The following is a 20,966-nucleotide window of genomic DNA, read 5'->3' on the forward strand; positions in this document are numbered from 1 at the left end:
GTGAACGATGTCAGCGCTTTCTATCAAGGCATCTGGGCACCGCAGCAGGATTGCCGCTCTTGGCGGGCAAAGCTTACACGACGAACGAAGGCGCGGTGGAAATGCAAAGCGCGGCATGGCCGCCCACCGATTACAGCGTGCATATCAACGGAGCGGGGTGAGAGCGGAAAGCTCGGCCATGGTAAGGGTGCGGTAAAGCGTTGATCGAAGCGCGGAAGCCATGGGACGGGGCAACCGGCTTGCACAGGAGTGTGCTGGGACCGAGATTTGTCAGTTCCCTCCGTGGACAACGCGGCGTTGCCACGGTCGGATCAGGATGGCGATTGCATCATGCTGTCGTGGACCAGATCGTCGGCCGGCGCAGCACCTCGGTTTTGCTACGGTCTGACATGGGCGCGTCCCGGTCAAAGGCCGTGTGCCACGCCGCGTTGCGGCAGGATCATCGCCGCGTCGCAAGGCAGGCCCGCGTCTGTCGCAGTCCGCTTAAAGGCGGGCAGCACCATCCGCAAACCATCCTCGCTCCTCCTGGCAATGCCCTGACCTTGGGCCGGGCCGCTGGCGCCCATGTCCTTTTGCCCGCACCCGAGGGGCTGAGCCGGACGACAACCGGCACCCCGGGCTTCGCTGAAACTCGCTCATAAAGGATCCGATCATGGCACCGCTCAACCGCTCCACCCAGAAGAACCGTCCCGCAAAATCCCAACGCGCCCCCACACTCGAAATGGTCAGGCTCGCCTGCCCCGACGCCACCCAGGCACTGCGCATATCCGAAAGCTTCGGTCTCGCCCTCATCGACAGCGACGGGATCCGCGATCTCCACCGCGGCCAGTTGATCGAAAGCGCCGGTGCCCTCAAGGATGGCCTCGCCGAAAAAGCCATGCAGATCCATATGCAGCGTATCGTCGGATCGTTCGTCGGCTCCGCCTACGGCGCCGGGCAATTCTACAGCCGCGCGGTCACAGAAGCCCGCGACCTGACCACGAAGCTCTCCAATGATACCAGGGACGAGGACCTCGAGGGCCCGGTAGGCTTTGACAGCCGCGCCCAGCGCAAGCGTGAATTCGCGGCTGACATGGGCCTGCAGGCCCATGTGCTCCGCATGGCAGCCGAAGGCGCCGTGGCTGCATACGAGGACATCACAGGCGAAACCTGGAAGCCATATGAGCGCACGGTTGAACAGCCCAGCAACTCCGTCGATCAAAAGGCCGCAACCGCTCAGATGGCAGCATTCGAATAGGACGATCGCGGGGCTTCGGCCCCGCCTTTCTCCAGCACCCGAAACGCCGATGCGACATGGTTCGGAACAAGAAAAAAGGGCCGACGGAAAACCGCGGCCCATAAACTGTGAAGGTCATGGACCTCCAGAGGGGAACAGCTGCTGCGGCGGAACTGGGAAGAAACCGCCATGTGCATCAGCTGAAGTCTGTATGCCCGAATTTTCATCGCGTTGCACCCATTTTTTGTGCAGTGCAGCTATGCGTTTGTGGGCTGAAGGGACGGAACCCCGTATTCCGGCATCTTTTCGGTGCGCTGTTCGGGCGAACACTACCAGGTGATCAACGGCGACTTGCGCAGCCACTGATCCGTGGTGACCTGATCCAGCACGAAGGTCGCAACGTTTTCGCGCGAGATGGAGCCCCCGCGGAACTGGCTTAAATCCGTGAGCGTCTGGATTGTGTCGTGACGAGGCTTGTTGTTGAGAACGGTGGGACGGACGATGGTCCAATCGAGTCCGCTGTCCCTGATGATGGCTTCCTGCCTGTTTTTATCGGCGTAGACCTTTCGCAGGAGCAGAGGGAAGATCAGGTTGTCGAAGAGGAAGCCGGCGTGCCCTGCGCTGTCACCAGCGCCCATGCCGGTGATCGCGACGAGACGCGAAACGTGCTCCGCCTTCATGGCGCTGACAATTGCTCGGGTTGCAGTCGAAAGAAGCGTGACTTCGCGAAATGGGCTGGCTGGTGTGCCGAGCGCGCTGATCACGGCGTCCCGGCCTTTGACGGCTTGGCGCAGCACCTGTTCGTCTCGTGCATCTCCGACTACGAGCTTTGCTCCGTTGAGATCCGTGGCTTTCTCCGATGAGCGCGCCAGGACGGTGACATCGTAACCGTGGGCCAGCGCCTGGCTAACGATGTGGCGGCCGGTTGGCCCGGTTGCGCCGAGGATCAGGATCTTCGGCGCAACGGCGAGTGTTGTGTCGATCGTGGACGTGGTCATTGTCGTGCTCCTCTTGAAAGGCAGGGCGCCTCTCAGGAGGTAGCCCGGGTTTGGTTGTGATCGGTAATCAGAGCCTGCCCTCTGCGAGCAGTTCTCGGGTCCGCTTCAGCGTCGACAGGAGGGCCGTCTTGTAGCTCTTGTCACTGTCGAACTGCGTCTGCTCGGCCTGTTCTTCCGAGCCGTTCGGCGGCTTGCCGCGCAGGCCGAGGTAGCAGTAGAACTTCAGCTGCAGTGCACCGGCTTCGTCCTCGAACAGTTCATTGATGATGGCGCCCTCGCGTGGGCCGCCTGCCTGGAAGAAGGTGACCTTGCTCTGTGGCTCGAGGGTGATGATTTCCCTGATGTCGGAACCGGCAATGGTGGCTTCGCGCACGAAATGCGTCGCGGCTTCCTCGACGACGTCACAGCGGGTGCAGAGGCCGGGCGGGAGAAAGAGGCGCGCATCGCGCGCCTTCAGCTCCAGGCCCTTCCAGGCCTGCTCCCGGGTGAGTTTTGTTTCGCCTTCCGGATTCACCGGAACGGTTGCGGTCGAATAGATCATGACGATCGTCCTTGTTCGAAATTGCCTCAAGCCGCGGTCGCGGTTTCCGAGGCGAAGTCGCGATAGGAGCGCAGCGGACGGCCGAGAAGCGTCGTCAGGCGCTCGACGTCGCCACCCTCGGACAGCATGCCGTCGGTCAAGAAGCGCTCGCCCATCATGCGCATGTCGTAGGCCATCCACGGCGGCATGAACTGCTTGAGGTTCTGCTCGAAGGCAGCCGTATCGCCACCGCCATAGTTGATCTGACGGCCAAGAACGTCCGACCAAATGGCAGCAATGTCAGTCCCGGTAAGGGTGTCTGGACCGACCAGGTTGATGCGAGTGATCGGCAGCGGCTGTGCGGCCCGTTCGCGTCGCAGCAGTTCAATTGCAGCAATCTCCGCGATATCGCGGACGTCGATCATGGCAAGGCCCTTGGTCCCGACGGGCATCGGGTAGACGCCATAGCCAGTGATGACGTCCTTGATCGTCAGATCGTTCTGGATGAAATAGGCCGGGCGCAGGATCGTGGCGTTCATGCCCATCTGCTCGATCATCCGTTCGACGCCAAACTTGCCGGCAAAGTGCGGTACGTTCACGTAGATGTCCGGGTGGATCACAGACAGGTAAACGATCCGCTCAACGCCCGCAGAGCGGGCGACATTGAGGGCGATCAAAGCCTGGGTAAACTCGTCTGGTGCGACAGCGTTCAGCAGGAAGAGCGTCGAGACACCGTCGAAGGCAGTGCGCAGCGAGTCGACGTCGAGAAAGTCACCTTTCACGACGGCAACGCCTGCCGGGAAATTGGCCTTGGAGGGCTCGCGGACGAGCGCGCGGACATCGGCGCCGCGATCGACGAGGTGCTGAATGACTTGGCTGCCGATATTGCCGGTGGCGCCGGTTACGAGAATGGTCATGGGATTTTCTCCGGGTTGGGATTGCTTGACACCCGGAATATGGCTGGTTCATTGTTAAACCAATAGACTGTTAAATTAGACAGTTCGTCTCACAGGTGGAACGATTATGGATCTCGTCGCTCTTGCCGATTTCAACCTTGTCGCGCGTCACGGTGGTTTCGGCAAAGCGTCGCGGGCGTCCGGCCGTCCCAAAGCGACCTTGTCCCGACGGGTGACGGAACTGGAGGCTGCCCTTCAGCTTCGGCTGTTTGAACGTGGCGCGCGCAACCTGAAACTCACCGAGGAAGGACGCGCCCTTCATGAGCGGACAGCCGCTCTGCTGACGGAGCTCGACGAAACGGCGGCCACCATCGCGGCGGGCGGGAATAAGCCGCGCGGCAGGTTACGGATCAGCGCGCCGCTGCTGTTTTCGCAGACCGCCATGGGTCGGATCGCGGCGGGTTTTGCAGTCAAATATCCGGACGTGCGGTTGGAGGTCACCACAGAGGACCGAGCCGTAGACATGATCGAGGAAGGCTATGATCTCGTCATCCGGGTCAATCCCGACCCGGACGAAAGTCTTGTCGGCCGAGTCTTTCTGCATGATCGCCTCGTCGTCGTGGCAAGCCCCGACCTTCCCCGCCCAGTGGCAGATCACTCGGCGCCAGGTGTCGTACGCGGGGCCGGCGATCAGCAGACCTGGAACGTCGTGACGTCAGAAGGACCCGCGACGATCGGGATCGAGCCCATCCTCGCCTTGTCGTCACTCATCATGGTTCGAGATGCCGTGCGCATTGGCGTAGGCGCTGCTCGTATGCCGATTTCGCTGGTGAGTCACGATCTGGCCGACGGCACTTTGCTGCACTGGGGCGATATCGAGGGCTCCGAGATTGCGCTGTGGGCGCTTTACCCGTCGCGGCGTCTGCTCAGCGCGCGGGTATCTGCCTTCCTGGATTTTCTGAAACAGGCTTTTCCCAACGGAACGCCCGATGAACTGGCGGCCTACATCGGCAGGTGACGGACCGCCTGTTCCACATTTTGCACTGCCAGCATTACCCAGCAGTGTTTACCCGCGAATAAGCGCCGGGCGGCATTCCTACATGCCGACTGAACGCGACGCTGAAGGCGCTTGCCGAGCCATAGCCGACCCGTTGTGCGATCTCGGCTGTGGCAACATCCTTGCGAAGGAATTCCTTCGCCAGCGCCATACGCCAGCCGGTCGTGTATTCCATCGGGGCCACGCCAACCTCCCTCCGGAAACGATCGAAGAAGGTTGAACGGGACATGGCGGCATCCCGCGCGAGTGTTTCCACCGTCATGCTGCGACCCGGATCTGCGTGAATCCGGCGCAAGGTCGGTGCCAGCAACGGATCGGCCATTCCGCGCAGGAGACCGGGCGGGGCCGCCGCACTTGCTGTTGATCGCAACGCTTCGATCAACAGCACCTCCAACAACCGGTGAAGCACCATCTCACGGGCGGTACGGTCGGCTCTCGTTTCGTCGTTTATCATCCGGACAAGCATCATCAGCCGCTCTTCGCCTCGAACATGGATGATCTCCGGTAGCAACGAGACGAGAAGAGCCTCGTCATCCGAGCCAAAGGCACAATGTCCAACCATCGCCTTGATTTCGGCGGGAGCCTCCGGGTCTCCGAGCCGGAAGACACCCGGGCTGGTCTCAAGACGCTGGGCAAGCGCTCCGCGCGGCGGCGGTTCCAGGCTGCTCATCGTGAACGAGAAGATTTCCGGAACCAGAACAAAGTCGCCGGCGGTCAAAAGCATCGGCTCACGACCGATGATCGTCATCCGGCAATGGCCATCGACCACGGCGCAATAAAAGGGGCTTCCAAGTTCCGTGCGCTCGACGAGCCACTGACCGCCACCCGTCACGAGCTTTGAGATCGACGGCCTTGGCTTGAGCAGGGAAACGACTTCGGCAATTGGATCGCTCATGGCTTCGGTCTCGCCATCGCGCAAACATTTGTGACGGCAGGATGGGACGTGGTCGCGACCATGCGTATTCCGCAGACCGATCTGATACCCAAAAGCGAAAAGCTCAAGATCCTGGCGCTGGACGTGACCAACGCGGATAGCATCACGAAGGCGGTCGAAGCGGCCGGACCGATCGATGCTCTGGTCAACAACGCCGGCGTCGGCATGCTCAATGTGCTGGAAGGCGCGGAGATGCCGAAAATCCGCGAACTGTTCGAGACGAACGTGTTCGGCGCGATGGCGATGACCAAAGCCGTTCTTCCGCAAATGCGCATCCGTCGGTCAGGCGTTATCGTCAACGTCAGCTCCAGCGTCACCATCAAGCCGCTGCCCGCACTCTCAGTCTACAGCGCCAGCAAGGCAGCGCTGAACGCTTTCACCGAAAGTCTCGCTCTTGAAGCGGCTCTCTTTGGCGTCCGCGCCAAACTTGTTCTGCCGGGTTCGGCGCCGACGACCGGGTTCGGCAAAAATGCCGTCGCCCGTATGGGAATGGATATCCCCGAGCCGTATAGCGCATTCGTCCACGACTACCTGACAACGCTGCGTTCCGGCACAGAATTCACGACGCCGGATGATGTCGCAGAGGCAGTCTGGCGCGCGGTGACGGAGCTTGACGCGCCGATGAAAACGCCCGCCGGCGGGGATGCGCAAACCTGGTTCCGCGAGGCAGGCCACTCGCTGGCCTGAAGACGATCACCCGGACATCAATGCTTAAGGATCCCGACCATGAACAATCTGATCGATCTTGCCAAATATATCCCCACGCCTGAAGCCATGCTCACTGTGGCCTATACCCCAATCCGGTTGCCGATGCCCGGCCGCCAACCGCTGGAACTGCGCCTGACCGCACCTGCGACCGGTGGCGACCTTCCTATCGTGCTGCTGTCGCATGGGTTCGGCCCGTCCAACTATATTCCGTCGAAAGACGGTTACGCCCCACTGGCCCAATTTTGGGCGGAGAGGGGTTTCGCTGTGATCCAGCCGACGCATGCGAGTTCGCGTGTCGGTGGCTTGCCTTCGGATGTACCCGGCGCGCCGTTCTTCTGGCGCGAGCGCGTCGAGGAGATAAAGGCTATTCTCGACCAACTGTCGGAGGTTGAACGGCAGGCACCCTCCGTTGCTGGCCGGATGGATCATTCCCGCATTGGCGCCGCCGGTCATTCCTTCGGCGGGCACACGGTCGGGCTCCTTTTAGGCGCGCAGCTGAATGGCGAGGATTTCTCCGATCCACGCATCTCGGCGGGTATCCTGCTGGCTTCGCCCGGCCGCGGCGGAAAGGACATGACCGATGAGAACGCCGCACGGTTTCCGTTCTTTGACGTTAATTTCTCGACGATGACGACACGCAGCCTTGTCGTCTGCGGTGATGCGGACGATCCGCATTTCACAACCCGTGGCCCTGAATGGCATGCGGACGCGTTTCACGATGGGCCGGGCGCAGAGGCCCTGTTGATGTTGCACGGCGTCGGACACGGGCTTGGCGGGATCGCCGGGCTTGACGCAAAGGAAACCGAGATCGAGGCACCCGACGCGCTGGAAGCTTTGAGGCGTCTGACGCTCGCCTGGCTTCAGACGACGCTGCGAGCGGATGAAGGTGCATGGCCCAGAGCATGCCTCGCACTCGAGGGTAAAGCCGCGCCGCTTGCGGATGTCACGCAAAGCCAGCACTAAATTCGGTGAAGTCGATTGGCGGCCAGGTTGCTCCTCGCGACCCGGCCGTTCGTGGTTTTAAGGAACGGGTTGACCGGCGGAAAGCATCGCGCGGCTCGAAGCCCTGGTTGGTCTTCCGGCCGGGGCGTGGTCCGGCTGAATCTGCGAGTGGGGAGTGAGCACGCCTCAGTCTTGTCATCCAGGAATGGCACCAGAACCGACTACCTGAGGAAGCAATGCACCGTTCCCGGCAACCTCCCACATGCAGTCGTTGGCTTCGACCACTCGATCGGGGCTTGTGGGCGTTATGCACCCATTTCCATTGGTCACCACCCGATGATGCCATTGCCGTACCCCTTGATCTGCCAGCTGGCACGTCCACTGCGGTCTCGATGGGGCATGTCTGACCAAAGACCGCCTCGCGGTGCTCGGCTCGATCGGCATCCGCAACGGCCGGCTCGTTTTCTTCCCCTGTGCGCTGAAGCACCCATTCCTCGCGAGACAAGAAAGCCTCTCCCTGGCCGTCCTCCACTCCGTTTCGGCCTTTCAGGTGCAGGCCGATCGTCCCCGGTCCTATCGACTGCCATCGAGGCCGCGATGGACGCGGCCCGAACAACCGAAAAGGATTACGACAATGGCAACCATCGGCTCTTTCACCGCTTCCGGCAACGGCTTCTCCGGCACCATCAAGACCCTCAACCTCAACGTCAAGGCAACTATCCGCGGCGTCGAGCGCACTTCCGAAAAGGGCCCGGACTACCGCATCCTCGCCGGGGCTACGGTCGAATTCGGAGCAGCCTGGAAGAAGACCTCGAACGAAGGCCGCGACTATCTCTCGGTCAAGCTCGACGACCCGAGCTTCCCGGCTCCAATCTACGCGACGCTGATCGAGGTCGAAGGCGAAGAAGGCCTCTCCCTCATCTGGTCCCGGTCCAACCGGGACTGATACTGGATGCCCCGCCGTAAGGCGGGGCTCTCCACGTCAAGGATCACTTGTTCAGTGCATCTTTGAGCGCCTTGGCAGGCGCGAAGGTCAGCTTCTTCGAAGCGGCAACCGTCATTTTTTCTCCGGTCGCAGGATTGCGACCCTCGCGCTCAGGCGATGCCTTCACCTTGAATTTTCCGAAGCCGGGGATCGAGGTTTCAGCGTCGGAGGCTGCTGCATCGGCAATGGGCCTGGAACACCGCCTCTACGATACCTTTGGCCTGGACCTTCGTCAGGCCATTGTCGGCTGCAATCTTGTCGGCGATTCATTGGTGGTGGTCATGGGATTCCTCGCATCTTCTAACAAAGATAAAATCCGTGTCAGCTCCTGACTGGATTGTCATCGGTGACGATGGGGGCGAGGATCAGATCCGCTGGATGTCCACAGGTCCTTTTGGCCGATAACCCCGTTTGCGCTTCTCGCAAAGGACGTCGAGGAACAGGTTGATGGCCTGGCTCTCATTGTCGAACAGATGCACCATCTGCTGTCCGCGCGTTCCAATTCGACCCCAGGCGCGCACAAGCGAAACCTCGCCGAACAATGTCGGCTGAACAGCAAGGGCGTAGAACCGCGCCATGTTCTTTTCCGGCGCGATACGCTCGATATAGAGGTGGTAGGGCTGCGTGATCATGCCCACAGAGTCGCGCGTTCGGACTCTGCCGTCCAATGACAGTTTTGAATCGGATGGGCATTATCGATTCACAACGCTGATCCGTGCATCCGTTTCATTCGCACCAACTCTGTCGTGATCCTTCCCACTTCCGAGCCAAGCCTTCGGCGACGAGAATATCGCCGACCGATCGCCGATCGCAGTAGACGATCCTGAGCTTCCGGCCGAAGCGGTCTTCATCTCTGGCGCCAATCTTGAACGAGAGCGGACCCGAATTGAGGATGTCGAGCAGACGCTGTTTCGCCGCGAGGCCACGCTCGCGTTCACGCTGGCATCGCGGCGGGCTTAGCTCCGCCGTGTCGATGTCGGCAATCCGGATCTTTTCACCTCGAAACCAGAAGGTATCGCCGTCCACCACGCGGGTGATCCTTTGGCCGCTGCCGCAAACAGGAAAGGCATCGTTCGCGCTGTTTGGCTGCTGGGCTGACGCTTCAGACGCGAGGGTGCCGATGGCTAAGGCGGATAGGCTGGTGATGGCCGTAAAAAGTCTCAATGTCATGGCTCCTCAGTTTCTGTCGTCGGAGGCCTTGTAGCTCTTCACCCCTTCCGTGGCTCGGCTGTGAAACCGGTTTTCCCCGACGGATCCGCTCATATCCTTGCGTCGAAACCAGATGGCGCGCCCGCAGCGCAGCGGTGCATTGCCTGCAGTAAAGACGATCTGCTCGTCGCCGCGCATGCGCATCACTTCATGCGGCAGGATCAGCGGACGGCGGGTCAATTGCTTCGACCGCGAGCGTGAGGATCCTTTCATTCCGGAAGAGCGGTTTGTCTGGTCCACCTCGACCGTGGTGTCGCCGCAGCGCTTCGAAATATACTCGGCTGTCTCGGGGTCATTGATTGCCGCAAACGAAATCCAGGATGCAGACTCGAACCATTTGGAGCTGGCATCACGGCCGCCATAGGCTTCGCGCATCTGGCCGATCGACTGGAAGATCAGCGTCAGGCTGATGCCGTACTTGCGCCCGGCGTCCCGAGCCGTCTCGAGGATGCGGAGATAGCCAAGGCGCGCCACCTCATCGAGAAGGAACAGGGTGCGGCCCGCGACCTCGCCGTTGCGATTATAGCTCGCATTGAGGAACGAGCCGATCACCACCCGTGCCAGTCCCGGATGTGCCTCCAGAACCTTCAGATCAAGGGCGATGAAGATGTCTGTGACGCCGGCCGCGAGTTCGTCGGTCGAGAAACTGTCGCCTGACACGAGGGCGGCATAGTTCGTATAGGAGAGCCAGTGCGTCTCCTTGACCGCATTGGCGTAAACGCCGCTGAACGTTTCCGGCGTCATGTTGACGAACACGGCGACGTTCTCGCGGACAAAGGTGGATTCCGACTGCTCGTAAATCCGCGTCAGCCGCTCGCGAAGTTTCGGCTCAGGCTCCGAGAGGTTGGCCCGGACACGGCGCAACGTCCGGTCCTTTTCGTCGGTATAGCCGGACAAGCAGACGTCGGCGATCAGCGCGGTCAAGAGCTGCATGGCCGACGCGCGGAAGAAGTCGTCGCGGGCCGAGGCCGCGCGTGCGTTGTCAGTCATGATCCATGTCGCCACAGCGACGATATCCTCTTCTTTGGTGCCACCGAAGCGGCCGATCCAGTCGAGGGCATTGAATCCGGTCGCAGGGTTGCCGGGATCGAGCACGATCACCTTGCGGCCAGCTTTTCGCCGGTGATCAATCACCATCGGCGCGACCTCGCTCGAGGGATCGAGCACAACGAGCCCGCCGCCCCACATGAGCGCGGTCGGAATCGTCACCGACGTCGTCTTGAAACCGCCCGACCCGGCAAAGACGATGCCGTGCGACGAGCCGAATGAGCCGTCAAAGCAGAGCAGTGGCGACTTGCCGCCGGCACCCCAACTCTGCGGATTGTCAGTGCGGAACGCCATCGCCGCGACACTGTCACGATCGACCCGGTATCGCTCGCCGACGACGATGCCGCCCACATCGGAAAACAGTTTCCCGGCCTCCTGCATGCTCATCCAGTTGGCATCACCATGCACGGCCCGTTTTCCGCCGATCCGCGTTGGGCCGGACTGGGCAAACGCGGCATTGCCTTTGATCGCAACGCGCACAGCGAACACCCCGCCAATCAATGCGGCGCTTGTGCCGACCCCTGTCGCGGGATCGGCATAGGCGAGAACCGATTTCCCCGCCGGCACGCTGCTGGCGATGCCTGCAAGTCGGATTGCTTCCCGGGCGACTGCGATGGCAATGACCACGGCGTTTCCGGCAAGCACACTCAGCGCGGCTGCCTTGATGTTCGCCGACCCGTTCGCGGCGAACAGCGCGATGACGCCGATTGCGGCAGCCGCGACATAGGGTAGGGCGAGACCCGCGCGGCCGAGGAAAAGCTTCGCCTGTGCGCTGGTCCCCAACGCCGCCAGCTTGTGCTCCATGCCTGTTGTCCCGGCCATTGCGGCCAACATAATGAGCGCCGGTAGAATCCCGAGAAGCAGCCTATTCGCTGTCATTGCCAAAGGCCTCCGCGCCGAGAGCAGTCAGGCGCAAGCGCTCTGCTTCGTCGCCTTTGATCCGCTTTCCGGCTTCGATAAGCAGGCCGAGAAGCAGCGCTCGCTTCTCGTAGCGCAAGCCCGCCTTCACGATCAGGCCACCGAGCTCAATCTTCTCGCGGGTGTCCTTCTTGCGCGATTCCGTCGATATCCCCTTCGCCATCCGCTCAAGCCTCGCTAGGCCCGCCCGCACCCGAGCCAGCCGACTGCGTCGCGGACGGCTCACTACTGGTCCTGCTGTCCCCTGCACTTTTCTTTCCCGCCGCTCTTGTCTTTGCCGCTCGAAACATTTCGGCAATCTCTTCGAAAGCCGCTTGAAGCTCGGTTTCCTCGATTTCGATCTCACCAATGCCGGCTTTCAGCGCGATCCGCCCGATGCGTTCGGCCTCCCGTGTTTCGGCCGCTCTCAACTGGTCCTGCAATCTGGCGATTTCTTCCCTGATTTTGGATGATGGCTTCTTCATTCCGGACGATCTCCTCGAGGTCCTTGGCGTTGCTGTTGCGACGCCAAGAATCCCCCGGATGCTCGACAAAGGGAATCTGCAGATCTGCAGATCGGCAAAGCCGATGCTTTCGTGGATGATCCCGCCGTTCCGAAGGAGCGGTTCCAAGGGCGCAATTATACGTCGCTGGCGCGACGAGTTTGCATCAGGCCCTGGCGGGGGCCAGGCTGGACCGCCGCTCCCGACGACCAAGGTTTAACTTCGGGAATTTCATCGCCGTGGCCATCGCCCATTTCTCAGCCAGTATTGTCAGCCGTGGAGACGGTCGCAGCGCCGTGCTTTCTGCGGCCTACCGGCATTGTGCGAAGATGGAATACGAGCGCGAGGCCCGCACGATCGATTACACCCGCAAACAGGGCCTGCTGCACGAGGAGTTTGTGCTTCCCACTGACGCCCCGAAATGGGCGCGGGCAATGAGTGCTGACTGTTCAGTCTCGGGAGCGGTCGAAAACTTCTGGAATAAGGTCGAGGCGTTCGAGAAGCGCTCCGATGCTCAACTCGCCCGGGACCTGACCATCGCGCTTCCACTGGAGCTCACTCCGATGCAGAGCATCGCGCTGGTCAGGGATTTCGTGGAAAAGCACATCCTCGCCAAGGGCATGGTCGCCGACTGGGTCTATCACGACAATCCCGGCAATCCGCACATCCACCTGATGACGACATTGCGCCCGCTGACCGAGGATGGTTTCGGGGCAAAGAAGGTTGCGGTTATTGGCGAGGACGGTCAGCCGGTCCGTACGAAATCCGGCAAGATCGTCTACGAGCTCTGGGCAGGTTCGACGGAGGATTTCAACAAGCTGCGAGACGGTTGGTTCGAGCGGCAAAACCACCACCTGGCCTTGCGCGGGATAGATCTCCGCATCGATGGCCGCTCCTACGAGAAGCAGGGGATCGAGCTGGAGCCGACCATCCATCTCGGTGTCGGTGCAAAGGCGATCGAGCGCAAGGCGGAAAGCCGGGGCGTGCGTCCGGAGCTTGAGCGGATTGAGCTGAACGGGCAGCGCCGCAGCGAGAATGCCCGCCGTATTCTTCGCAATCCCGGTATCGTGCTTGACCTGATCACCCGTGAGAAGAGCGTTTTCGATGATCGCGACATTGCCAGGGTGCTGCATCGCTATATCGGCGATCCCGGTATCTTCCAACAGGTGCTGGCGCGCATTCTCCAAAATCCCGAGACGATGCGTCTGCAGCGCGACACAATCGAGTTCGCGACCGGACAAAGGCTGCCGGCGCGATACACGACGCGGGAGCTGATCCGGCTCGAAGCGGAGATGGCTCGCCGGTCGCTTTGGCTGTCCGAGCGGGAAACGCATGGTGTTTCCAAGACGGTGCTGGAGGCGACCTTCGCGCGCCACGCCCTGCTGTCGGATGAGCAGCGGGCCGCGATCGAGCATGTGGCCGGTTCCGCGCGCATTGCAGCGGTCGTAGGGCGTGCCGGGGCCGGAAAGACCACGATGATGAAGGCGGCGCGCGAGGCATGGGAGCTGGCTGGATATCGTGTTGTCGGTGCTGCGCTCGCGGGGAAGGCGGCCGAAGGGCTTGAGAAGGAAGCGGGGATCCAGAGCCGCACGCTGGCGTCGTGGGAACTACGCTGGAGACAGAACCGCGACGCACTCGACGCCAGAACGGTTTTTGTCATGGACGAGGCCGGCATGGTGGCCTCCAGGCAGATGGCTGGTTTCGTCGAAGCGGCGGTCAGCTCCGGCGCCAAGCTCGTGCTTGTTGGTGATCCCGAGCAGCTCCAGCCAATCGAAGCGGGTGCTGCGTTTCGCGCCATTGCCGATCGCGTTGGCTACGCCGAACTCGAAACAATCTATCGCCAGCGCGAGGACTGGATGCGCAAGGCCTCGCTCGATCTGGCCCGTGGCCGCGTCGGCGAAGCCCTCGCCGTCTACCGTTCCGAGGGCAGGGTGCTTGGCTCGGAGCTGAAGGCTCAGGCCGTCGAACATCTGATCGCTGACTGGAACCGTGATTACGATCCGAAGAAATCCATGTTGATGCTGGCGCACCTGCGCCGCGACGTCCGCCTGCTCAATGTCTTGGCGCGTGAAAAGCTGGTCGAGAGCGGCATTCTCAGTGAAGGCCATGCCTTCAGGACCGCAGATGGCGTTCGCCATTTCGATACGGGCGACCAGATCGTCTTCCTGAAAAACGAGGGTTCGCTTGGCGTCAAGAATGGCATGATCGGCCGTGTCGTCGAGGCAGCAGCGAACCGGATTTCGGTCGTCGTCGGGGAGGGCGATCAGCGGCGTCAGGTGTCGGTCGAGCAGCGCTTCTACAACAATCTCGATCACGGCTATGCCACGACGATCCACAAGAGCCAGGGTGCGACGGTCGACCGGGTGAAGGTGCTGGCAAGCCTCTCGCTTGATCGTCATCTCACCTATGTCGCGATGAGCCGCCACCGCGAGGATCTGGCAGTCTATTATGGCAGCCGTTCCTTCGCCAAAGCCGGTGGTCTGACGAAAATCCTGTCTCGCAGGAATGCCAAGGAGACCACGCTCGATTACGAGCGCGGCACGCTCTACCGACCCGCACTCGCCTTTGCCGAAAACCATGGCCTGCACATCGTCCAGGTCGCCCGAACCCTGCTGCGGGACCGGCTCGACTGGACGCTGCGCCAGACCTCGAGACTTGCCGATCTTGCCGTCCGCCTTCGATCAGCTGGCGAACGCCTCGGCCTGTTGCAAACCGTAAAAACTCAAACGATCAAGGAGACCCGCCCGATGGTGTCAGGCGTAAAACTGTTCCCGGTCCCACTGAGCGACGCCGTCGATCGGAAGGTCGCCGACGATCCCGCTGTGAAGAAGCAATGGGAGGAGGTCTCGACCCGCTTCCGCTATGTCTTCGCCGATCCCGAAACCGCCTTCCGGGCGATAAACTTCGATGCGGTCCTCGCCGACAAACAGGTGGCGTTGCTGACACTCGACAAGCTTGCGGCCGCGCCCGCGTCGGTCGGCCTGCTTAAAGGCAAGACCGGCATCCTGGCCAGCCAGTCTGACCGAGAAGACCGCCGGGTTTCGGAACTCAACGTTCCTGCACTGAAGCGCGATATCGAGACCTACCTTCGGATCCGCGAGGTCGCCGTGCAGCGGATCGAGGGTGAGGAGAAGACGATGCGCGAACGGGTGTCGATCGACATCCCGGCACTGTCGCCGGCGGCTCGATCCGTGCTGGATCGGGTGCGCGACGCGATCGACCGCAACGATCTTCCCACTGCTGCGGCATACGCACTCAGCAACCGCGAGTCCAAGGTTGAGATCGATAGTCTCAACAAGGCTGTGACCGAGCGCTTCGGCGAGCGCACGCTGCTAGCAAATTCCGCCCGCAATCCCGACGGCCAGCTGTTCGACAAACTCTCAGAGGGGCTGGCACCTCAGGAGAAGGCGCGGCTAAAAGAAGCCTGGCCGGTGATGCGCACAGCCCAGCAGCTCGCGGCCCATGAACGCACAGTGGCAACGCTGAGCCAAGCCGAGGATCTGAACCTCGCTCAGCGTCAGACGCCGGTGATCAAGCAATGAGCAGGCGAGGGGCGATCGTCTTCGTCACCACTGCCGGGAGCCTCGTGGTGGCTCTTGCAGGGATCGCTCTTGTCGGCGGCATCAGGCTGAACCTGACGCCGAGCGAACCACTTGGAATCTGGCGCATCGAGCCTTTGAGCCGAGCCCCCCTCATCGGCGATCTTGTGTTCATCTGCCCTCCGCCTACGCCGCCGTTCCAGGAGGCATGGCAGCGCGGTTATCTCCGGCGCGGATTATGTGCCGGCGGTTTTGCGCCCCTCATCAAGACCGTCGTAGCGCTTCCTAGCCAGCGCGTCGCCATCGGCGACACCGTCGAGATCGACGGCGCTGTTCTCGGCGCGTCCCGCATCCGCGAGAACGACGGGCAGGGCCGTCCGATCATCCCCTATTCCGGCGGCGTCGTGCCGCCGGATCACCTGTTTCTTCACTCATCCTTTGCGAGCTCCTATGACTCCAGATATTTTGGGCCGATCCCGACCAGCGGGCTCCTCGGACGGGCCGACCCGATCCTTACCTTCGATCCCTAACCGCTTGCGCGGACCGATCCTGATCGGTCTGTCGATCACAGTGGGTACGATCGCCTGGAGCGGAAACATGATGACCCTTCCGGTCGCCATGCTCTTTCCGCTGCTATGGGCTACGTCGCCAAAACGGCTGGTCGCGACTGCCGTGTCGGCCAGCTATTTCTTGGCCGCTTCGCGCGGCTTGCCGCAGGGTGTCGCGAACTTCTATGCCGCCGATCTCTGGCCAGGCCTTCTGCTATGGGCGATTGCGTCCGCGAGCTTTACCCTGGTGCATGCCATTCTCTGGACAAATCAACCGGGAAAGAGGCGGGCAGTGCGGTATGTGATCGCTGCGGTGCTCATGGCTCTGCCGCCGTTCGGGATTGCCGGATGGGCGCATCCATTGACGTCGGCGGGCATCCTGTTTCCAGGATGGGGATGGGTTGGCCTCGGCGCGACCGCGATCCTGTTGGTCGTCATGACCGGTCGAAGGTGGCAAATCGCGGTCGCAGTCTTGGGAGGACTTTACGTCTGGTCCGCCACGGACCGGACGCAGCCAAAGGTACCCGAAAGTTGGAAAGGGGTCGACCTCGCGCTCGGGCAAAATCTCGGGCGTGACGGCTCAATAAGCTATCAACGTGATCTGATCGCAGAAGTCCGTTCGAAGGGCGGAGAGGCCCGTTTTGTGGTGTTGCCTGAGAGCGCGATAGGCTTCTGGACGCCAACCGTGGCGCGTCTCTGGCAAGATGGCTTGCGGGAATCTGGCGTTACAGTGATCGCCGGCGCCGTTGTCATCGATGCGGCCGGCTACGACAATGTCTTGGTGGCTATCTCGGGCGCTCAGGCCCGTATCCTCTATCGCGAGCGCATGCCGGTTCCGGTTTCTATGTGGCAGCCGTGGCGGGCATGGATGGGTGAGGGTGGCGGCGCGCACGCTCTCTTTTTTACCAACCCTGTCGTCGAGGTTGCTGGCATGAGGATCGCACCGCTGATCTGCTACGAGCAGCTGATCCTTTGGCCAATCCTGCAGTCGATGCTTCACGCTCCCGACATCATCGTGGCGACCGGCAATGGCTGGTGGACCTCCGGAACGTCGATCATTGCCATCCAGGAGGGAAGCGCTTTCGCATGGTCGCGGCTGTTCGCCGTGCCGATCGTCACGGCCTTTAATCAGAACCCAAAGGAATAACCGGATGATCGATGCAGCCCTTATTCAGCAATGCGCCGACAAGGCTTTGAAGCCTGAGATCGTCGAGATGTTCATCGAGCGAGCAGGGTCGCAGGATCCTCTGGCGGTGACGGTTCGCTCCGGAAACCGTGTCGTGCTCGTGCCGAAACCCACGGCGCCGGACGAGGCGCTTGCACTGATCCGGGATAACCTCGGCCGCAATACCGTGCGTGTCGGTATCACGCAGTATCCTGCGGGGCTCGGCATAATGGAGGCAGGGCAATTGAAGCCCGATCTAGTCGACGCCTGTGAAAACATCCGCATGGGTACGGCACTGTTCGCCAAGGTCTATCGGATCGTCACCAAGTGGTATGGAAACCCGACAGCGAAAGATGTTCTGCCGCAGGTCTTTGACGACGCGATCATCGCCTGGCAGACGGGGTATTTCGAGGGGGTAGCGGTTTTTCGTGCTGAGGATCCGGGTGACGTGAAGCTTGCTCAGCCGGAGCCGGTCAGGCGCGATGGTGTTGATGCACAAGACGGCCCTCTTGAGAATAGAGCCGAATCCGCAGTGCCAGCCGAAGCTGTTGCATCCGATGCGAACAAAGCGGGGATCCGGATCGACCTGACCGGAATTGGAGGGAGGCATTGAAGTATCTGCAGATCTGCAAAGTGATTGTTTTTCCATTGCTCTAGCGAAAACAGCATCAGCCCTTTATAAGGCGGGTAGGGCAGTACGCGCTGTCCTGGGGTGTGGAAACCCTTCCTAGCGGTTGGCGCCGGCCGATACGGCGCCAGAATCCTCTGACCAATTGGCCGGGGGCCTGTGACGTATGTCCAGGCGCCTCGGTGCTAAAGGTCTCAGGACTGTCTAGGACGGTTTCCAACCCCCGGCTTGGGATCAGGGATTAGCGTTTGCGGGGGCGAACCGCAGACAATTTCTCAGGGTTGGATCACCAATGGATTTGAAAGATTCAGCAGTGTCGGACACATGTGAACTGCGCCCGGTGATTGGGCTCACGCGCGGACTGCCAAGCTCAGACATCGAGACGTTGGCGGTGAATGCCATCCGGCTTCACAGGCAGCTCGTGGAGAAGGCAGATCAACTGTTCCAGGCATTGCCGGACGACTACAAGACCGGAACAGCCACCGGGGGCGCGCGGCATCTCGAATACATCGAGGCGATGATCGAGATGCATGCACAGATGAGCGCGGTGAACACGCTGGTCGGGCTTCTGGGTTACATTCCGAAAGTCTCGGTCAACTGATGTCGCCGCTCAGATAAGTCCGGCGCGGATGGCGAGCGCGACGAGATGCGGCATCGTATGGATGCGGAGACGTTTTCTCGTCTCTTCGAGCTTGCTCTTCACGGAATTGTATTTGACCCCTTCCAGATCTGCCGTTTCCTCCATGGTTTTGCCAACGGCAATCCATTGAAGATAGGCGGCTTCCTTGGGGTCGAGCCAGGCCGGATGCTGTTCTGTCTGGGTCAGTGGCAGAAAGCACATGCGGGTATGGAGTTGCCCAACGGCGGCGGCAGCCGACACCGCGTCAATATCGCGCTCAAGGTCGATCACCGTCTTCTCCGATGCCAACGTGAACATCGAAATCGACCCGTTTGCTGCCTTGATGGGAATGGTAACGCCGGACCGGATTCCGAAGTCGGCGGCCTGGACATAGAAGGCTCGCTCCGCTTTGGAGAGGCGAGGCCTTTCCTGGTCTGCACTCCAGGTAAACGCCTGTTTCAAGGACTTTGAGCGTTTGACGACTGGATCGACAGCCTCAAAGTTTCGCTGGAAGTAGGTCGAACGCCATTCGGGATGATAGTTGGACGCGGCGATCGTATGGCCGGGCCGGATATAAAGATAAGCGTATCCGCTAAAGCCGGCATGGTCGGTGAAATCTTCGAGGGCTTGCTTGAGGATGCTCTCGTCGCCTTGCGTTGCAGCGAGATCGGTCAGCTTATCCAGCCAGTCTTGCATGTGTCACTCCGTTTCTGGTGGTCAGGTGGAACAGGTCACGAGAGCCCCTCGACGTTTATTACTTTATCGACCCGATAGGCAACCCTAGATTGCATAATATGACTTATGGAACTGATTGTCTCGATCAGGGAGGATCTGGTCACCACCAGCGTTATTTGTGACATCTCCTTTCTTCGCGTTCTCATACGCCAAGAGCCTTAAACACGAGAAGCCCCAATGTGCAGCACACGTTCTACGCTGCAACCAGCTTCTCGAGTTCGCTGTTGAAACGTTGCGGCTCCTCGTAGAACGGCGAATGGCCAGAATTAGGATATTCGGAGAAGACAGCGCGAGGATTGATGCTCAACATCCGGGTCGACATTTCGCGCTTTGTCAAAGCATCTTTCCCGCCATAGGTAACAAGCATCACCTCAGGTTTTGCAAACGCGTCGTCTAGGCCGTCGCTGGAAATTGCTACAACGCCTTTGTGCAACTCCGGTGGCACCATGCCATTGAACACGAGCATTCGCCGTAAGGCCTCTTCGGGTGGCTGGATTGCGAAGCAGGAGACGAGAAAATCCGCAACGGCGCCAGACCGAACAGAAAGGTCTGGATCGGCGAGAAGGGGGGCGTATTTAAGTGATTTGGCTCCAAGCAAATCGGCCGACAGTTTGGTGACTGCATCGACCAGATTAACACCGGCTATGTTTTCCGCGCCATAGCGAACCAAGTAGCGTCCGATTACCAGCCCACCCAGAGACCAACCAACAAGAAGCGGGCGCCTCAATTTCGTGGCCTCGATCACGGCCTGGATATCATCTGCCCACCGATCTCCATCGGAATACGCGCTCGGGCTCAGCGGCTTGTCAGAGTCTCCATGCCCACGCAGATCAAAGGTAACCACCCGGAAACGGTCCGCGAGATCGCCGTTGACCTGCAGATCCCAGCTTAGGCGGCTTTGCCCCAAGCCATGAATGAACAAAATTTCAGGATGGGCGGGATCGCCGTAACTGCGGACAGCGAGATTCAGCCCATCGGGGGTGCGCGCAATGAGACCCTCGCTCATGGAACCCCTATCAGGTGTGCCAAGCCGCGCCGACGTCGCGATGAAACCAGATGTGACGAGAGTGGCAGAGGCGCCGAGCAGCGTGCGGCGGGATATCGTCATGTGATGACCCTTAAGTTCTATAGTGATCAATAAATAACCCCTATAAAGCTTGACTGAGGCAGTCAAGCGGTTAATTAGTGATCGCTATGAATCACCTTATAAAGTCACGCGGGGGGCGACCCCGAGAATTTGATCGAGAGCAGGCTCTCGAAGTTGCGATGCGGCTTTTCTGGAAATATGGTTACGAGGGCGTGTCCATCTCGGATCTTACGAAAGCGCTAGAGATCGCTCCCCCAAGTCTCTACGCTGCTTTTGGCTGCAAGGCTGATCTCTTCAAAGAGGTACTTCAAAAATATCAGGATCTACCTGGTAGATCTGATCCTCTGATTGGATTCGAGGAAGAGCAGTCCCTGGAAGATGCTGTGAGACATATGCTGCAAGCTAGCATCAAGGCCGTTGTTGACCCGGAATGGGAACGCGGCTGTATGATCTCAAGTGGCCTGGTGACTTGTCACCCGGAGAACACGGTGCTGCAAGCAAACGTACAGGATCGGCGTGCGGCATTCCGTTCAATGTTGGAATGCAAATTGCGGCGGTGGTGCTCAGAAGATGAGGCTGCCTCTTTTGCCCGTTATCTTATCGCGCTGACTCAAGGGATTTCCATCCAAGCACGGGATGGAGCCACCGAAGACGAATTGCTAGCTATTACTGACGCGATCTTTCACCAGAAACTCTTCCAGCGCCCCTAGGCGGCAGTTTTGAATCAACTTTG

General features: G+C 60.5%; 22 protein-coding genes and 1 pseudogene. 11 read left to right on the forward strand and 12 right to left on the reverse strand.

Annotated elements, in window-relative coordinates:
• Positions 1-652: 652 nt before the first annotated feature.
• Positions 653-1,237: a hypothetical protein gene (locus HFC70_RS22230; protein WP_168475471.1), complete on the forward strand. Its 585-nt coding sequence runs from the start codon at positions 653-655 to the stop codon at positions 1,235-1,237.
• 308 nt (positions 1,238-1,545) lie between these two features.
• Here HFC70_RS22230 and HFC70_RS22235 read toward each other — a convergent pair whose 3' ends face one another.
• From HFC70_RS22235 to HFC70_RS22245, 3 genes are all read right to left on the reverse strand, one after another.
• Positions 1,546-2,214 (reverse strand): NAD(P)-dependent oxidoreductase, encoded by a 669-nt coding sequence (locus HFC70_RS22235; RefSeq protein ID WP_168475472.1) that lies wholly within the window; start codon positions 2,212-2,214, stop codon positions 1,546-1,548.
• A gap of 67 nt (positions 2,215-2,281) precedes the next feature.
• On the reverse strand, positions 2,282-2,755 hold the full coding sequence (locus HFC70_RS22240) for an SRPBCC family protein (protein WP_168475473.1): 474 nt from the start codon (positions 2,753-2,755) through the stop codon (positions 2,282-2,284).
• Positions 2,756-2,781: 26 nt separating this feature from the next.
• Entirely contained in the window at positions 2,782-3,651 is an 870-nt protein-coding gene (locus HFC70_RS22245; RefSeq protein ID WP_168475474.1) for an SDR family oxidoreductase, read from the reverse strand.
• Positions 3,652-3,757: 106 nt separating this feature from the next.
• Here HFC70_RS22245 and HFC70_RS22250 point away from each other — a divergent pair, with 106 nt between their 5' ends.
• Positions 3,758-4,648, forward strand: coding sequence for a LysR family transcriptional regulator (locus tag HFC70_RS22250; protein ID WP_168475475.1), 891 nt, complete (start codon positions 3,758-3,760; stop codon positions 4,646-4,648).
• A gap of 34 nt (positions 4,649-4,682) precedes the next feature.
• Here HFC70_RS22250 and HFC70_RS22255 read toward each other — a convergent pair whose 3' ends face one another.
• The gene (locus HFC70_RS22255) at positions 4,683-5,582 is read right to left on the reverse strand and encodes an AraC family transcriptional regulator (protein ID WP_168475476.1); all 900 of its coding nucleotides are present in this window, start codon (positions 5,580-5,582) and stop codon (positions 4,683-4,685) included.
• A 48-nt stretch (positions 5,583-5,630) separates the two neighbouring features.
• Here HFC70_RS22255 and HFC70_RS22260 point away from each other — a divergent pair, with 48 nt between their 5' ends.
• The 3 genes from HFC70_RS22260 (at position 5,631) to HFC70_RS22270 (ending at position 8,217) form a co-directional block, all read left to right on the forward strand.
• Positions 5,631-6,308: an SDR family NAD(P)-dependent oxidoreductase gene (locus HFC70_RS22260; protein ID WP_368669785.1), complete on the forward strand. Its 678-nt coding sequence runs from the start codon at positions 5,631-5,633 to the stop codon at positions 6,306-6,308.
• A 39-nt stretch (positions 6,309-6,347) separates the two neighbouring features.
• Positions 6,348-7,292, forward strand: coding sequence for a dienelactone hydrolase (locus tag HFC70_RS22265; protein WP_168475477.1), 945 nt, complete (start codon positions 6,348-6,350; stop codon positions 7,290-7,292).
• 613 nt (positions 7,293-7,905) lie between these two features.
• Positions 7,906-8,217, forward strand: coding sequence for a DUF736 domain-containing protein (locus tag HFC70_RS22270; protein WP_168475478.1), 312 nt, complete (start codon positions 7,906-7,908; stop codon positions 8,215-8,217).
• A gap of 43 nt (positions 8,218-8,260) precedes the next feature.
• On the opposite strand, the pseudogene HFC70_RS22275 reads toward HFC70_RS22270, so the two are convergent.
• From HFC70_RS22275 to traC, 6 genes and pseudogenes are all read right to left on the reverse strand, one after another.
• Positions 8,261-8,539: pseudogene (locus HFC70_RS22275) on the reverse strand (HU family DNA-binding protein).
• Between the two features lie 82 nt (positions 8,540-8,621).
• On the reverse strand, positions 8,622-8,888 hold the full coding sequence (locus HFC70_RS22280; protein WP_113552906.1) for a WGR domain-containing protein: 267 nt from the start codon (positions 8,886-8,888) through the stop codon (positions 8,622-8,624).
• 94 nt (positions 8,889-8,982) lie between these two features.
• Positions 8,983-9,426 (reverse strand): thermonuclease family protein, encoded by a 444-nt coding sequence (locus tag HFC70_RS22285; RefSeq protein WP_168475479.1) that lies wholly within the window; start codon positions 9,424-9,426, stop codon positions 8,983-8,985.
• A gap of 6 nt (positions 9,427-9,432) precedes the next feature.
• The gene (gene traG / locus HFC70_RS22290; protein WP_168475513.1) at positions 9,433-11,391 is read right to left on the reverse strand and encodes a Ti-type conjugative transfer system protein TraG; all 1,959 of its coding nucleotides are present in this window, start codon (positions 11,389-11,391) and stop codon (positions 9,433-9,435) included.
• A complete protein-coding gene (gene traD / locus HFC70_RS22295) occupies positions 11,378-11,593 on the reverse strand; it encodes a type IV conjugative transfer system coupling protein TraD (RefSeq protein WP_168475480.1) in 216 nt (71 codons plus the stop codon). Before traD ends, traG begins: the two co-directional genes overlap by 14 nt.
• A 4-nt stretch (positions 11,594-11,597) precedes the next feature.
• Positions 11,598-11,894, reverse strand: a complete 297-nt coding sequence (traC, locus tag HFC70_RS22300) for a conjugal transfer protein TraC (protein ID WP_168475481.1) — start codon at positions 11,892-11,894, stop codon at positions 11,598-11,600.
• A gap of 257 nt (positions 11,895-12,151) precedes the next feature.
• Here traC and traA point away from each other — a divergent pair, with 257 nt between their 5' ends.
• The 5 genes from traA to HFC70_RS22325 all read left to right on the forward strand — a co-directional run bounded on the left by traA (position 12,152) and on the right by HFC70_RS22325 (position 18,393).
• The gene (gene traA, locus HFC70_RS22305; protein WP_168475482.1) at positions 12,152-15,454 is read left to right on the forward strand and encodes a Ti-type conjugative transfer relaxase TraA; all 3,303 of its coding nucleotides are present in this window, start codon (positions 12,152-12,154) and stop codon (positions 15,452-15,454) included.
• Positions 15,451-15,981: a conjugative transfer signal peptidase TraF gene (gene traF, locus HFC70_RS22310; RefSeq protein ID WP_168475483.1), complete on the forward strand. Its 531-nt coding sequence runs from the start codon at positions 15,451-15,453 to the stop codon at positions 15,979-15,981. Before traA ends, traF begins: the two co-directional genes overlap by 4 nt.
• A gap of 16 nt (positions 15,982-15,997) precedes the next feature.
• Positions 15,998-17,146, forward strand: coding sequence for a conjugal transfer protein TraB (locus HFC70_RS22315; protein WP_368669789.1), 1,149 nt, complete (start codon positions 15,998-16,000; stop codon positions 17,144-17,146).
• Between the two features lie 4 nt (positions 17,147-17,150).
• Entirely contained in the window at positions 17,151-17,777 is a 627-nt protein-coding gene (locus HFC70_RS22320) for a TraH family protein (RefSeq protein ID WP_168475485.1), read from the forward strand.
• A 307-nt stretch (positions 17,778-18,084) separates the two neighbouring features.
• The gene (locus HFC70_RS22325; protein ID WP_168475486.1) at positions 18,085-18,393 is read left to right on the forward strand and encodes a transcriptional repressor TraM; all 309 of its coding nucleotides are present in this window, start codon (positions 18,085-18,087) and stop codon (positions 18,391-18,393) included.
• Positions 18,394-18,402: 9 nt separating this feature from the next.
• On the opposite strand, the gene traR is transcribed toward HFC70_RS22325, so the two are convergent.
• Positions 18,403-19,107: a transcriptional regulator TraR gene (gene traR, locus HFC70_RS22330; protein WP_168475487.1), complete on the reverse strand. Its 705-nt coding sequence runs from the start codon at positions 19,105-19,107 to the stop codon at positions 18,403-18,405.
• 232 nt (positions 19,108-19,339) lie between these two features.
• Positions 19,340-20,254, reverse strand: coding sequence for an alpha/beta fold hydrolase (locus tag HFC70_RS22335; protein ID WP_168475488.1), 915 nt, complete (start codon positions 20,252-20,254; stop codon positions 19,340-19,342).
• Between the two features lie 158 nt (positions 20,255-20,412).
• On the opposite strand from HFC70_RS22335, the gene HFC70_RS22340 reads away from it, so the two are divergent.
• Positions 20,413-20,943, forward strand: a complete 531-nt coding sequence (locus HFC70_RS22340; protein ID WP_168475489.1) for a TetR/AcrR family transcriptional regulator — start codon at positions 20,413-20,415, stop codon at positions 20,941-20,943.
• Positions 20,944-20,966: the final 23 nt, after the last annotated feature.

Origin of the sequence: Agrobacterium sp. a22-2 (assembly GCF_012276985.1) — a bacterium.
Lineage (GTDB): Bacteria > Pseudomonadota > Alphaproteobacteria > Rhizobiales > Rhizobiaceae > Allorhizobium.